The sequence below is a fragment of the Motilimonas sp. E26 genome (genome assembly GCF_021278025.1).
Taxonomy (GTDB): Bacteria; Pseudomonadota; Gammaproteobacteria; order Enterobacterales; family CBDFNC01; genus Motilimonas.
In genome coordinates this window covers 1-14,261 of sequence record NZ_JAIBHJ010000044.1, presented here as the reverse complement: position 1 = coordinate 14,261, position 14,261 = coordinate 1, and the positions used below count along the sequence as shown (strand labels likewise).

General features: G+C 46.4%; 12 protein-coding genes and 1 pseudogene. 4 read left to right on the top strand and 9 right to left on the bottom strand.

Annotated features, from left to right (window positions below):
- Positions 1-642 (bottom strand): hypothetical protein (locus tag K1M91_RS20465; protein WP_232804118.1); only part of this gene is annotated, 642 nt, incomplete at its 3' end.
- Positions 643-930: 288 nt separating this feature from the next.
- Between K1M91_RS20465 and K1M91_RS20460 the strand changes: the two genes are divergently transcribed.
- A complete protein-coding gene (locus K1M91_RS20460; protein ID WP_232804117.1) occupies positions 931-2,898 on the top strand; it encodes an alkaline phosphatase D family protein in 1,968 nt (655 codons plus the stop codon).
- 5 nt (positions 2,899-2,903) lie between these two features.
- Here K1M91_RS20460 and K1M91_RS20455 read toward each other — a convergent pair whose 3' ends face one another.
- The 4 genes from K1M91_RS20455 to soxR form a co-directional block, all read right to left on the bottom strand.
- Positions 2,904-3,293 (bottom strand): MmcQ/YjbR family DNA-binding protein, encoded by a 390-nt coding sequence (locus tag K1M91_RS20455; protein ID WP_232804116.1) that lies wholly within the window; start codon positions 3,291-3,293, stop codon positions 2,904-2,906.
- 56 nt (positions 3,294-3,349) lie between these two features.
- Positions 3,350-4,138, bottom strand: coding sequence for an ABC transporter permease (locus tag K1M91_RS20450; protein ID WP_232804115.1), 789 nt, complete (start codon positions 4,136-4,138; stop codon positions 3,350-3,352).
- Positions 4,139-4,285: 147 nt separating this feature from the next.
- A complete protein-coding gene (locus tag K1M91_RS20445; RefSeq protein WP_232804114.1) occupies positions 4,286-8,053 on the bottom strand; it encodes a metallophosphoesterase in 3,768 nt (1,255 codons plus the stop codon).
- Between the two features lie 177 nt (positions 8,054-8,230).
- Entirely contained in the window at positions 8,231-8,677 is a 447-nt protein-coding gene (gene soxR, locus K1M91_RS20440) for a redox-sensitive transcriptional activator SoxR (RefSeq protein ID WP_232804113.1), read from the bottom strand.
- Between the two features lie 77 nt (positions 8,678-8,754).
- On the opposite strand from soxR, the gene K1M91_RS20435 reads away from it, so the two are divergent.
- A complete protein-coding gene (locus tag K1M91_RS20435; protein WP_232804112.1) occupies positions 8,755-9,555 on the top strand; it encodes an SDR family NAD(P)-dependent oxidoreductase in 801 nt (266 codons plus the stop codon).
- Between the two features lie 78 nt (positions 9,556-9,633).
- On the opposite strand, the gene K1M91_RS20430 is transcribed toward K1M91_RS20435, so the two are convergent.
- Together K1M91_RS20430 and K1M91_RS20425 are read right to left on the bottom strand one after the other, a co-directional pair.
- The gene (locus tag K1M91_RS20430; protein ID WP_232804111.1) at positions 9,634-10,935 is read right to left on the bottom strand and encodes a leucine-rich repeat-containing protein kinase family protein; all 1,302 of its coding nucleotides are present in this window, start codon (positions 10,933-10,935) and stop codon (positions 9,634-9,636) included.
- A 373-nt stretch (positions 10,936-11,308) separates the two neighbouring features.
- Positions 11,309-11,725: a GFA family protein gene (locus K1M91_RS20425; protein ID WP_232804110.1), complete on the bottom strand. Its 417-nt coding sequence runs from the start codon at positions 11,723-11,725 to the stop codon at positions 11,309-11,311.
- 145 nt (positions 11,726-11,870) lie between these two features.
- On the opposite strand from K1M91_RS20425, the gene K1M91_RS20420 reads away from it, so the two are divergent.
- On the top strand, positions 11,871-12,452 hold the full coding sequence (locus tag K1M91_RS20420) for a TetR/AcrR family transcriptional regulator (RefSeq protein ID WP_232804109.1): 582 nt from the start codon (positions 11,871-11,873) through the stop codon (positions 12,450-12,452).
- 269 nt (positions 12,453-12,721) lie between these two features.
- Here K1M91_RS20420 and K1M91_RS20415 read toward each other — a convergent pair whose 3' ends face one another.
- Positions 12,722-13,054, bottom strand: a complete 333-nt coding sequence (locus K1M91_RS20415) for a hypothetical protein (protein ID WP_232804108.1) — start codon at positions 13,052-13,054, stop codon at positions 12,722-12,724.
- A 32-nt stretch (positions 13,055-13,086) separates the two neighbouring features.
- Here K1M91_RS20415 and K1M91_RS20410 point away from each other — a divergent pair, with 32 nt between their 5' ends.
- On the top strand, positions 13,087-13,668 hold the full coding sequence (locus tag K1M91_RS20410) for a rhodanese-like domain-containing protein (RefSeq protein ID WP_232804107.1): 582 nt from the start codon (positions 13,087-13,089) through the stop codon (positions 13,666-13,668).
- Positions 13,669-13,690: 22 nt separating this feature from the next.
- On the opposite strand, the pseudogene K1M91_RS20405 reads toward K1M91_RS20410, so the two are convergent.
- A pseudogene (locus K1M91_RS20405) lies at positions 13,691-14,209 on the bottom strand (transposase); the annotation flags it as partial.
- Positions 14,210-14,261: the final 52 nt, after the last annotated feature.

Here is a 14,261-nt window from a genome sequence, read left to right as displayed (position 1 = left end):
AAATTGTGCCTTCCAGATTGGAACCGCTAAGAACTCACCCAAGCGTTGCGCTGATTCATCGACATCTTGGCCCTTGCCGTGATCCATAATATTGACACGTTCGCCGTCTTTTAATACCAGATTCATTTCATAGCTCATGTAGTTGCTGGGGCTACCATTGCTTGAGCTAGTACGAATATGCTCTGCAATTAGTTGTATGGCGTGAATGTCTTTAAGATAGCCTTGCTGACTGCGATTGTCATTACCAAAGTCATCAAATGCTTTGCCCCTAAAATAGATACCCTTGGCTTTATCGAGGGTAAATTTTTTGCCTTTGTGCAGAACAAAAAATCCTGCACTGCTAAACATAGCGCCCCAAATTAACAAAAAAAAGCCGAGAAATAGTTCGCCAGTGATGAAGTAATAAGGGCTAGCAATAACAGCTGCAACCAACCCGGGAATAGTAAATACTAAGGCAAAAAACATAGCGCCAATGGTTTTGGTTATCACTATTTGTTGGTTCGTTTGAATCAGTTTTTGCGCCTTAAAATTAGTGCCGCCGGGGTTGGCAGGCTCCCAACTGATCTTGGCTGCCAGTGGATCGTCAGTGTCTGTTAATTTCACCTCTACGCGATTAAGGTGAATGTGCTGTATTTGCCCCATATGTAAACATCCCTTTGTAGTGGCGCCAATTGACAAATGATTGATATTAACAGTTGTTAGCATGCATACCCAAACAACTTCAAGATACAGGATTCAGAGCTACCCATGGCGTTCAGTTTGAGGCTACCTACAAATAGTGAGCATAATGAGCGATTCCCAAAGGGGCGCTATTCCTGCGGTAGCTGGAACAAGGATAACTGCTGCGTTGTAAACAAATGCAAATTATTTGGGCAAAATGCGGCGGTCTGCGTACTATAAGACCATTACCTAGGTTGAAATAAGGGTGTTATGTCTGACGTTGTTTTACCGCTAGTACTTGCTGGTCCGATTCTTAGGCGCATCACCGCGCAACGATTAACCTTATGGTTAGCCACCAGTGCCGACGTGGCCATTGAGCTGACGTTATCACCAGCGCAGCAACCTGATCAGGCAATTAGTCAAGCGCAGTTACAAAGTGCTACGCAAACATTGGTGGCTGGTAAGCACTTGGTCTTTCACTTGATTGACTTACCCCTTGAAACCGCACTGCCTGAGCAAGAGTGGATTGGTTATCAGCTTGATTTAATCCCGCAACAAGGTGCACAAGCGGGTCAGCGGTTAGGGTGGCAAACATGGGCGCCGCAGCTTTGTTATCCGCAGCAATCGAGTCCGGGCTTTATTATTAAGCCCCAAGTTGAGCATCTACTTCATGGCTCATGTCGTAAGCCTCATCACCCCAGTGATGATGGTTTAGTAGTGGTTGATCAGCAACTTAGTAAGTCGATGCAAGCCTGGTCGCAGGATGACATGACGGTGCCTGAACAGTGGCCATCATTATTAATAATGAGCGGTGACCAAATTTATGCTGACGATGTGGCAACGCCGATGTTGCTTGCTTGTCATCAGTTGATTAAGTGTCTTGAGCTTTTTAACGAACCTTTTTCCGCTGCCACTATTGATGATTCGACGCAATTACACAGCTCTCAAGCACACTATTTAAAGCGTGAGCAGTTACTACCCGATTGTCATGATGAGCAAGCCGAAGGTGCGGTCAAGGCTTTGTTTAAAGGGGTTAAGAAACCCATATTTACCTCCGACACCGCCCAAAACCATCTTATTTCGTTGGCTGAAGTGCTGGCGATGTATTTGCTGGTATGGTCGCCAGTGCCGTGGCAGCTGATCAGCGTTACTCAGCCTGAAGGTTTAACGCCAGAACAGCAAGGTGTTTTCACTGAAGAAGCAGAGACGATTGCACGCTTTAGTGCAGGCTTAAGCCAAGTGCAACGGGCGATGGCGCATTTGCCTTGTGCCATGATTTTTGATGATCACGATGTCACTGATGATTGGAATCTTTCGGCCGCTTGGGAACTGTCCGCCTATGGTCACCCGTTTTCAAAGCGTATTTTGGGTAATGCTTTAGTGGGGTACTTGTTGTGCCAAGGGTGGGGTAATGCTCCAGAGCATTTTTCAACGGCATTAATGGGTCAACTTGCACTGGGATTACAGCAACCCGGCACTCAACCTCATAACGAATTGATTCAACAACTTATCGACTTTGATCATTGGCATTACCAATGGCCGACCACGCCCGCTTTGGTGGTGTTAGACACGCGCACTCATCGCTGGCGTTCAGAGCGTAATTTAAATGCGCCATCTGGGCTTATGGATTGGGAAGCATTAACCGACTTACAACAAACGCTACTGGGTAAAGAAGCGGTGATTTTAGTGTCGCCTGCGCCGATGTTTGGTGTGAAATTAATTGAAGTGATTCAACAGCTATTTACTTGGGCTGGGCATCCCTTAATGGTGGACGCTGAAAACTGGATGGCGCATCCGGGCGCGGCGAATGTGCTGCTTAATTTATTTCGTCACTCTAAAACCCCGCAACACTTCATCATTTTATCTGGCGATGTGCATTATTCTTTTGCTTATCAAGTGCAACTGCGCGGTCGCCAAGGTGGCCCAAACATTTGGCAAATTACCAGTAGTGGGATAAAAAATGAATTTCCGGCACGTCTACTTGATGTATTAGACCGACTTAACCGCTGGCTTTATGCGCCTTACTCGCCTCTTAACTGGTTTACTAGACGACGCAGAATGAAAGTGATCCCCCATCGACCTGTTCAGGGGGGCAAGGGCGAGCGGTTAATTAACGCTTCAGGTATTGGCTATTTATCACTACAACCTGATGGCTCACCTGCCGAGGTTAAACAGCTGTGCAGCAGTGGCGAGCAAATTGGCTTTGAGTTAGATGAACATCAAGCCCGTTGGGAGTGATATTTTCACGGTGTGGGTGGTTGATTTAAGCCTAGCTCACGCTGTTTTTTCTTAGTTAGGCCTAATGACACCAAGCGATAAGACTCTTTCAGATAATAAGTTAAGGCTTCATCTTTTTCTGCTGAGTTATCAACTTGCTGGATCCACTTCATGCCGCGCGACGCCATATAAGGCGCAGGTCTAAAGCCCTCTTGGTGACTTAAAAAATCAAAGTTGAGATCAGAGGTTTTAAACACAAAAGCCGGCAGTGCACTGCCATCGCTTTGCTTGGGTCCCCAGCCGCCAATGGCAAACACTTTGCCGCCTACTTTCCACACATCTGCACCGCCCCATTGCACCACATGAGTGGTAACGGGCAGTGCGGCGCAAAATTGGTTGAATTCGTCGTTGGTCATTACTCACTCTCCATTATTTATCTGGCTGCAATCGGCTCAATCATGACTTGGGTTAGTTAAGTTAATGTTACTTTCAGTCGCCCTTCTGGGCTGATCTTTTGCCTAACAACCAAAAACAAACATAAGGTAATCGACACACTCATCATCACCCAAATCGCTATCATAATCAGCAATTGATATTTAATGGCCACCATTGGACTGGCACCGCCTAATATTTGCCCCGTCATCATGCCGGGTAAAGACACTATGCCTGTGGTAGCCATAGTCGCCAAAATGGGAGCGAGGGCTTTTTGCAGTGCGCTTTGTACAAACACATGACAAGCCTGCACTGAGGTTGCACCCAAAGCGATCGCACCTTCATATTCGTCCCAGCGATCTTTAAAAGCGGAAAAAAAGTGCTGCAAGCAAACAATGTTACTGGTGAGGCTGTTACCGAGCAACATGCCTGCTAGTGGGATCAGATACTGGGCATGGTAATAAGGTTGCGGCTGAATAATGACCAGTGACAGTAAGGCTAGCAATGGTAGTAGTCCAACGAGTAAGCCTAATAGCACCGGGGCAAGCATCGGTCGCACTGGTAACTTAGCTTTTTTAATAATGGCTGAGCTGCCCACCAATAGCATTACCAGTAGCCACAGCAAATTGACCCATAAGTTGTTTAAGGTAAACAGATACTGTAAATAGAGGCCGATGAGAAATAACTGCACCGTCATGCGCAGTAAACCGACCACGGCATCTTTGCCAATCTCTAACTGATAGCGAAAGTTTATCGCAAAGGGGATGATCAGCGTTAAGCTAAACAGGGCTAACTGCCACCATGCAATGTCGATGGAACCTTGGGTCATAGATTGGGTCTACTTGTGGTTTGATTGTGCAAGCATGCTGGGTCTTATACTAGACCGCACAAAGAATAGACTCAAGTGGGTTACCGTTGCGCGAACAACAAGTTTGTGCAGACAAAAAAGCGCCCCACGAAGGCGGGGCGCTGTATTTTATAGCATGCGTTTAAGCGCTAGCTGGTCGAAATAGATATCGTTGTCGTTACCGGCATTGCCTTGCCCGCCAACCACAATAATAACCTCTATTGCATCATTTGGCAGTTGCAGCACTTGCTGACGGTAGTCCCAGACCCGCGCATAGCGCGTGGTTAAACGAGCTAGTTCCGTCAGCTTGCCATCACCTGTGCGAACCAGTGCTTTAACCGCAGGTTTATCGCGATTCTCCCACGTGGTCATTGCGACCGACAGCAGCAGTTTTTCACCGCCGGTAACCGCAAGGGACTGTTGCATCCAATCTTGGTTGCCGTTGGCCGTTGCACCGCCGTGACCTTTACCCGCCCAAACTTTGCTGTTAGAGGCAGGGGCAAACTGCGAAGATGTTGGCACATCAATGCGCTGCATGACCCCTTGCGTAACTTGCCACTGATTGTCGTCGAGTAGGTTGTCGGAAATGCTACCTGTCACGGCGACAGGGGCGGTGTCAGACCAATCACTCCAAACCATGTTGCTGGAACGACTACGCGCACGCCAGTACAGCGTCTCTCCCGGCTCAACACTGAGGCTAGGGCGGTATTGGTTGTCATATTCATTCAATTTACTGCTATGCGTGGCTTGGCCGGTATAGAGCTTGCGCCAGTAAAACTGATCGTCACCGCCTATTGCTCTGCCACGTTGCGCAAGTAATTGCGCCAGCGGTAGCTTAGATATATCGGCCCCTTTTTGTAGGTTTTCAGGTTGATGGCCGATAGGTCGTGAGCCTGCAATTTTCTTCACATCACGCTGATATTGCCAGTTTTCTACACGAGTATCATTACCCCACAAGTCAAACACTAGGCCACTAAAATCAGCTTGTTTGCTGACTTGCCAGTGCAATTCATACGCGTTATCAACGCCGGTGACCGCCAGCGCTAAATCACTTAGTGTTTGTACCGATGGGGCGGCTGGTATGGGGGCTGCCACTACGCCCTCTGGTGCAAATTGAGCTTGGTCGGTTTGTGGAAAGGTTTGCGCGGTGCGGTCGAAGTCACGGCGCTTGGTCACCATGGTATTCGCGTTAAAATCAAACTCTAAGGTACTGTAGCCGTAGTGGTTGTTTGATACCGCAATGGTGTCATAGTCAAACACTTCACGCTCAATATAGGACTGGTCATTGAGTGGCTCTAGCGTGCCAGAGACACTTGCGGCATTGAGCCAGAGATGAGGTACATCGCGTGATTGACCGCGAGAATAACTGTGGGTATGACCATAGACATGACCAGAGGTAATGCCTGTTTCAGCACTAAAGTCTTCTAGCATCCGCACGGCTTCACACATGCCAATTGATTCGCCTTTTAACCACATTTCCGATAAACACGGGTGGTGAAAAGCCGCCATCACAAATGACTTGTCATTCGACTGCGCCAGAGTATCGGTTAGCCAATTACGTTGCGTTTCTAGAGTATTACGATTAAAACGACCATTTATCCCCGAAACTGGGTAGCTATCTAGCCCGATGATGCGAAGGCCTAAATAATCTAGGGTGTACCAATGCTCTGGGTACTCACTACTGCCATTTTGAGGTGGCGCAAAATAGCTACGATAATTGGTGAGCTCAGCATCAGAGTGATAGTCGTGATTACCTGTTACGGGGATCATTGGCACATACGGCGCTATCGCTTTCATGCGCGCCATCAGGTCCTTACGCCAATTACTGCGATCGCCCCCAGTTTCGGTAATATCGCCTGCCATAATGATACCGGCCAAGGTTTGTGAACACTTCGCTACTTGGCCATCACATTCGTGTTTGATAATGCCATTCACAATCTCAGCCAGTACGTTTTCATTGCCCCTTTGTACGTCGGAGATAGCAATGAATTTAGCTTGCGCTTGTTGTGCACTAGAGGCTGGATAAGTGCGGAATTGATAGGTCTCAGATGCTTGCTTGCCCACCATCACACGATATTGATAGGTAGTATTGGGCGCTAAGTTAGTCAATGTGGCTTCTTGCACCAACGCCATCGGGTCTTCTTTGGAAACGCTGGCGGCTACCTGTTGTGCCTGTTCGCCCTGTTGCCAGTATTCAACAACACCGCCTTTAGCCTGCATTTCGAACATGACCGTCATACGGTCGGGTCCGGGCGCTTGCAAATAAGGCGCTGAGATGAAATTTAACTCACAGGTTGCGTTTTTATCTAACCCTAAGTAATCCGAATAACACGCCATTGGCGCGGGCTCGCTAATCAGCTTATCGGCACTAATGCTATAGCGCACGATGGTTTGGTCGGTGAGAATGATATCGGCGTAATCATAACCGTGGTTGAGTACCGCTGAAATGTTGTTCGCGTACTTGCCAAGACCGGGCCAAGTGCTGTCATTGATGGCTTTTGGATAACCTGAATCGACCGACTTAGTGGTTAAATTCATTCTGAGGTAGCTGCCATCATCTAAGAATAAAAATGCCCGTTGATCGTTCCATTTCAGTGCGCCGACTATGGTTCTGTCTGCGGCGATGCCCTGCCATACTTCATCCCGATCAACCGGGAAGCCTGGTAATACATTACCTGTAGCGGGGTCAACTTCAACATATTGGCCATCATTCAAGAACCAAGCATTACTCGCGTTGTTTAAGGCAAATGCCGCGGTGAGTTTCGCTGCCTGCTCTGCCGCGCGAGGGTCCTGCCATTCGTTGTAGCCAGTGTTGCCTGCAGCCGTGATCCAACCCGTTGCATCTACCCCAGCGCGAATTTCGAGGGGGTTATTATAGGGCGCATCAATTAAACTTGCGGGTAGGTGTTTCGGGTAGCCAGCGACCACACGATCGGCGGCTAAGTCATAGCGAGCGACGCGATTATCCGTTAAAAATACATCGGCGAAATCAGGCAATACGGTTGAAATACCAATAATCTCAGTGCCGTAGTTTTCTAGTCCCGGCCAGTGACCCGCCACGGCTTTAGGGTACCCGTTATCGACCTTACCACTGCTGAGGGTGATACGGTCATAACTGCCGTCATTATAAAAAGCGTAAATACGGTCGCTATTACGCCAACGCATGACGCCGACGACGCCCGTTTGCATGCCTTCAAAGCGCTCAGTCATCGGCATTGGATAACCCGGTAAAATAGCTTGTTCGGCGATTGAATACTCTAAGTAAAGATCATTGCTTAAGAACACCCCTAGGGTGTTGGCATCAAGATTAAATGCGCCCGACAGCAGATCAATATACTGGTCTAGACCTTGGTAAGCCGACTCGGATAGCGCTTGTTTATTAATGGATAATTCGCTGAACTGATAGTCAACGGTTAGCAAGGTATTGTTATCTCGCCAAATATAATGCTTGCCGTCTCGTGCTACCGCCATCATAGGGTAGGCTTTAGGTGGCACTTTAGGCTGACAACTTGCTGCTTGCCAAAACCAGCCCTCGCGGGGTGTTTCCCACTTCCCGGGGGCATTCTTAGCCTGCCAGCATTGGCCGAGATAAAAATAAATTTGGTCAGTTTCTGGCTTGGTCTGGCCTAGGTCAAATTCAGGGTGGATGCTGGTGTTAATAAACGCTTTCGGCAATCCCTGTTTATTTAATAAATCCCATGCCTTGGGCCAAAATTCACCGACGCCGGGCTGGTATGATGCTAGGTTACACCAACCGTCGCTCGGCCAAGGTTTACACTGATAGGTATCGCCATTATGAGTGACCTTGTCACCCGCTTGATAATGCTGTTGAGCGCTGCTCGCGCTGGCCCAACCGGCCCCCGTAATAAGTGCCATGCTAAGTATTATAGTTTTCATTCCATCTCCTAAATTGGTCTATGCCAGTTAAGCAGGCGGGTATGAAAGTTAGATTTCACCTAAGTGTCGTTTTAGATAAAGAAATATGACAAACAAGGTGTTATCGATGGTATTACATTTGGTTCTATTCGCTTTTTATGGTGTAAAAAATTGTCTGCGGCGGTTTAATGAATTGCTCTACTTAACGTCTTCCAAGAGTATTGCGCCTGTGCCTATTGCTGATAATTCATCATTGTTGTTGTAAAGGGGGCAGGCTTTCATTGATAAACAGCCGCAGCCTATGCAACCTGTTAGCTGCTCTCTTAAATTTTCCAAATACCGAATACGGGAGGTTAGGCTTGCTCGCCATTGGCTTGCCAATTGCTGCCAATCCTTATCATTGGGAGTGCGGTTATTGGGCAGAGTAGCAAAAGCTAGCTTAATTTCTTGTAAGCTGATGCCCATTTTTTGCGCTGCTTTGATCACGGAGACTCGTCTTAGCACCTCTTTGTGATAGCGACGTTGATTGCCTTGATTTCGGCTGCTCTGAATGAGTCCCTTTGCCTCATAAAAATGTAAAGCGGAGCTATTTACGCCACAGCGCTTAGCGACTTGGCCAATTGTCAGTATTGCTTCTTGGGTCAATGATTGCTGCCCTGAATATTTATCCGTCTTTGAATTATATAAAAATAATCCTTTACCTCAAGTTAAGTTGAGGTTTTATGCTGAACTTTGGTGTTACCAAATCAGAGCAGTTTTTTGCTGTTTATCTAAGGAGTGTTGAAGTGATGTTCACAGGCAAAAAAATAGTTATTACAGGAGCTAGTCCAGATTTAGGCCAAGCATTGGCAATTTTATTTGCTCAGTTAGGTGCTGAGCTGTTTTTATCGGCGCGCACACTGCTTAAAGCCGAAACGACGGCTGCCTTAGTGCGAGAAGTTGCACCGCAAGCGAAGGTGTCTTGTTTTCAAGTTGATGTGACGCAGCAAAGTGAGATTAAACAGTTTGCCCAAGATGTTGCTGCGCAGGCAGGAAAGGTCGATATTTTGATTAATAATGCCTCTTCATGGTTAACGGGTAATATTATTGAAGCCAGCGATGTTGACATTGCCGCCAGCCTGAATTCGACCGCCTTAGGAAGTGTATTGGTGACCAAGCATTTCTTGCCATTACTTGAACGCTCTACTTGCCCTGATATCGTATTTATCAATAGCACAGCCAGTTTACCTAACGATACTCACGGCACTTGTAATGAAGCCTTTAGTGCGGCCAAAGCGGGACAATCTACCTTTGCGGATAGATTACGACATCGACTTAAAGGCAGTGGAATTCGGGTTTTGGTGATTTATCCTGCTGATTTTGATAGTCCATCGCCACTTGTAAAAAAAGAGTGGGATGAGTGTAGAGGCGCTAATCATTCAGGCAACATGACGGCTCGAAATGTATTTAATAGCCTGAAGTTTGCCCTATCACAAGATAGGATTTGTTCAGTTGATAGCATCGTGCTCAGTAACAATAAATGATGCTCAGTCCGCGTACCTAAAACAACATGCTCTGCTTTGACTGCTACAAGAATTGGTAGCAGTCATATTTGGAGGGGCTTACCTGTATTGATGTAATTGCGTCAATATTGTCGCGAAACTCGGCCTTTGTGCCATATTCTCATTCATACACGCCTTAGCTACTTCACTTAAGTTAGCTTTAAGCTCAGGCTGACCAGTGGTCACTTGGCCTAGCAAATCATCCAACAAGCAACCAAAGGCGCGCACTTCAATGGCTTGCATTGCCTGTTGCTGCGCAGTGGTGAGTTTGTTTAAGTTAGTCGCTGCGCCAAAGTCGCCAAACAAAATATCGCTGTGCAGATTCATTAAAATATTGTGGGCGTAAATGTCGCCGTGGCTGACCCCTTGCTGATGCATATGCGCTAAGGTGTCGGCCATTTGTTGGGCAATGCTTAAAATCTGCTTGGGGCTAAATTGTGTTCCTTCCACAAAAGTGTCGCGGGTGCAGCTTTGCAAGGAAGGGGGTAAGCCAAGGTTGGTAAACTGTGGCGGGATCAGCTCCATCACCAGAGCGAGTTGATCGGCTTGATCAACTTGGCCTAGCACTTTTATCAGATTGGGATGTTCGCCAGTGGTTAGGCAGCAATTAAGCTCATCACTGGGATAGCCGTCACTGGTAATGCCGCCTTTGAACACTTTTACCGCTACTTCATTTATCTGCTCGCCCTGCGTGAGTTGAGCGCGATAGATAATTCCTGATGCCCCTTGCCCTAACACTTCGGCTAATTGGTACTGGCTCGGGTCGAGGGTTAACACAGCGCTATTTTCACTGTGTTCAACATGGCTAAATTCATTACCCGAAAACGCCAGCCATGCCAGTTTTGGTAAGTTTAACAACCAATCGGGCACTGTGCTTAAGCGGTTTGCAGATAAGCGCACTAACTCTAGATTGCGACAATCTTCCATCGACTCAGGCAGGCTGGTGAGTTGATTACCGGCAAGGGCTAATTTTTGTAGCCGATGTAACTCGCCCATGCGTGCGGGCAGCTGTTCAATTTGATTGTCGGTTAAAATCAACCAGCGCGTTTGCAATGGTAAAGATGCGGAAGATACTTGTTTGATTTGATTAGACTTAAAGCCAATCATTTCCAGTTGTGGGCATTGCCCTAACGACTCAGGTAAATGCTCGAAACGGTTGTTAGAGGCAAAGATGATTTTCAATTGGTGCAATTGATGCAAATCGTCAGGCAGCTCAGACAGTTGATTGTTAGAGATATCGAGAATTTCTAAACTGTCGGCTAAGGTAAAAATTTCACGCGGGAACTCGGTTAAGTCCTCGGCTAATTGCAGACGCTTGCAGCCCGCTAATTGACCTGATTTAAGTTGAGCTAAGGTATGCACTGGCGCTTCTCCCGAGTAAAAAGCGCCATGATAGCCCAGTTTTGGGTGAAACTGAAAACAGCATCTTTGGCAGAGGCGCAGGCTGTGGTCAGGGGGGCGCTGCCAGAGAAAAGTACTCAGACGAAGCGTGGTTAAGGCTCAATGCAGCAATTGACTTAACCCGAGTTCTGGAACAGCAAAATAGTCTGTTTTCCTTGCAAAAATGCGGTGAATAGACCCAAACAAAACCCTGTAAATAATTCTAAGCCAGAAGTTCTTAAGGTTGTTTGGGTATATATCCCTATACGCTTTGCATTTTCATCCCTGAAAACGAAATTTTGCAGTAAAACATACTTTATCCGCTCGTAATCAGCTTAGGCAAAACTAAGGTTATTTAGCCTCTCAACCCTGGTGGTAGAGCATCAAACTTTGGCACATCAACGGGGAATATAGCCCATGGTGGGGCGGATGATGCGTAGATTGACATCTTGGGATTGAACTTATTATTTTTCAATGAAGTTGCTGATACAGAGTAAAAATTGCCCGCAGTTACCTCAGCACACAAAGCTGTGCTACAAGTACCGCAGAACTTATAATTTACGTCTTTACCTGAATTACCAGCTCGCGTATAAGTTGAAGGTGCGCCTTTAGTAAATTTAAAATTATCTCTTGCCACCCAGAGCCCAAACCATTTATCCGATCCAGTGAGCGCTTGGCACTCCTTGCAATAGCAAAAAATAGAGTTAATCGGGTCGTTATAAAAGCAAAATTCAATGTCGCCGCAGCGACAGCTTCCAGTATGTATCTCCATGTGTAATCTCCGATTTGGTTGATATTTAACGACAATATCGTAATAAATATTTATTTCTAACTTCGTTACCAAAGGTGGCATTTCATCTTAGAGCGAGTTTTATATATGATAAAGAACATATATTGTCGTATTCAGATAAAGCCCAATGCCATATACAGAGACGCACAAAAACAAAACCCGAGAGAAAATTCTTGATAGCTCTTTCAGACTTTTTGCAATAAAAGGCTTTGAGGGCGTTACAATCGATGATTTGATGAGTAACTGCGGGCTTACTCGAGGCGGGTTTTATGCGCATTTCACGAGCAAAGCAGAACTTTACCGTGAGGCACTAAAATTTAGAGCCTGCAGCACGAAACTGGCCGGCCTTAAACCAGAGGGCACCACCAATAAACAGTGGTTGTCTTTGCTGTTAAATACATACCTGAGCTTGGAGCATGTGAGGGGAGAGCGCTCGTTGACTTGTCCATTAGCCTTCCTCGCCACAGATATCAACATGCAGGATAACGCAATAAAAGCAGCTTATGCCGATGTTTACTATGGAATGAATACAGCAATTATGGAGTACGCGAGTAGTTATTGTGACTGCGACGAACAAGATATTTTGTCAGTTACAGCAATGATGATTGGTGCTGTCGCCATAGCTAGAACGCTTCAGAGTCAAGATTCGATTGAGAGTTTACTCGAAGCGTGCAGACGAGAAGTAGGTGTGAAATTGGGTGGAATATAACGAGCCTGTAGAATTTATCTTAAAACAAATAAAAGCTGGGAAAAAGCTGGGACACCCACCAAAATAAATAGGCAATTTTATACCAAGCCACCACAACAATTGCTAAATCTTATTTACTGATTAGCGACTAGATCATCTGCTGATGCTTCGTTAATGACTAAAAAAGAATAGAGATGCTAAATGCTTAGCGGATTGATAAAAATCAAGCATGACTGCACCAGCTGATAGAAGCTGGGTAAATAGTGTGGTTATTATGAGGCGAGTTAGTATTATCCAACCCCACTCAGTCGATTACATGCAGTTTGTCCTCGTGTCCAGCAGTGGCCAGCTCTAATGCTATGCGCAGTCAGATGCTCCCAGCTGCTTGCGGCGCTGCCAAAACTTCGGCTAAAGTGACTGACCAGTTGCAGCCAGCTATCTTGCTCAATGCCCAGTTCGTGCAAAAGCTTTGGTTGATTGGCGGGAATGTAGTCACGCTTATCATCACGAATGGCGCGTCCTGTCCAGTCTACTAATTGCAGGTACTCTTCAAAATAGAATGAAATTTCATGGGGTTGGCGAGTGGAAAAGTGATGGATGTCCTGATATCTCCTCAATAGCATTAGAAGTAGATTAACGAAAAAGGCGAGATTCTATGAGCACTAATCTAGTAACAACTGAATGGTTAGAGAAAAACCTAAATCGCCAAGATTTAGTCGTCCTTGATGCGACAATGGGTAGTATTTCAGGCGATAACAGCGACCTCGATAATAGGGTTTATATTCCAACATCTCAGCATTTTAATATCAAACATGATTTCAGCAATAGCTGTTCAGACTTGCCATGTACACTGCCGACATATGATGTTTTTTGTCAAAAGGTTAGAAAGCTTGGAATTAGGAAAAATAGTCTAGTAGTCGTTTATGACGCCAAGGGCATCTATTCATCCCCTAGAGCTTGGTGGCTATTGACTCTGATGGGTCACACAAATGTCTTTGTACTGGATGGCGGTTTGCCCAAGTGGGTACAAGAAAATAGGCCGATTACGATATCAGCCTGTGAGTCGAAAAGTAATGTTAAATGGGAAGGGCATTTATTGAGTGAACTAGCAGTCGATAAAGACAAAGTTGCAATGGCACTTGGTGAGGCAAATATCGTTGATGCCAGAAGTCATGAGCGTTTTTTGGGGGCTGTACCAGAACCAAGAAGGGGCATTCGATCTGGTCATATTCCGTAACCTTTCACCAACCCCAGCTTGACTAATCCGATATCAACCCAAACACATCTGGGTATTCACCCTTTTTCATCACTGCGGTGACTATCGTTTCAATCATTTTGAGCGCATTTAAGCCCCGCTTCTTGCTCGTTTCTATCACTGATAGCAAGCGTGAACGGAACTTATCGCCACGATCTGAGTTTGTACCGTAGCAAATTTTACGCATGATAACGCTGCCGCGCAGGCACCGCTCGGCTTCATTGTTTGTCAGCGGCGTACCGCGAGAAGCCAAGAATACCCATAGGCCTGTTTCGTGTTTTAGAATGTACTGACATCGGCCTGCGTAGCGCTTAACTGGCACTTGTGTGCCTTTTTCTAGCCACGTTTTGATACTTTTTCGTAATCGTTGCATACGACGGAGCCAGCGCTCTTCACTCAGTTCGCCTTGTTCAAATCGATGCTGCGTTCTAAATAACGTGCCGAGCATTAGCACCAGCCTGGCGCCAACCCTAGCGGTTAACCCTGCGCCGGAATAGTGTAAGCGCTCAATTCTCCGCATTATTCCAAATTTAATCTAGGCCTTGATAATGACTCCGTCATTACTTATCGAGGTT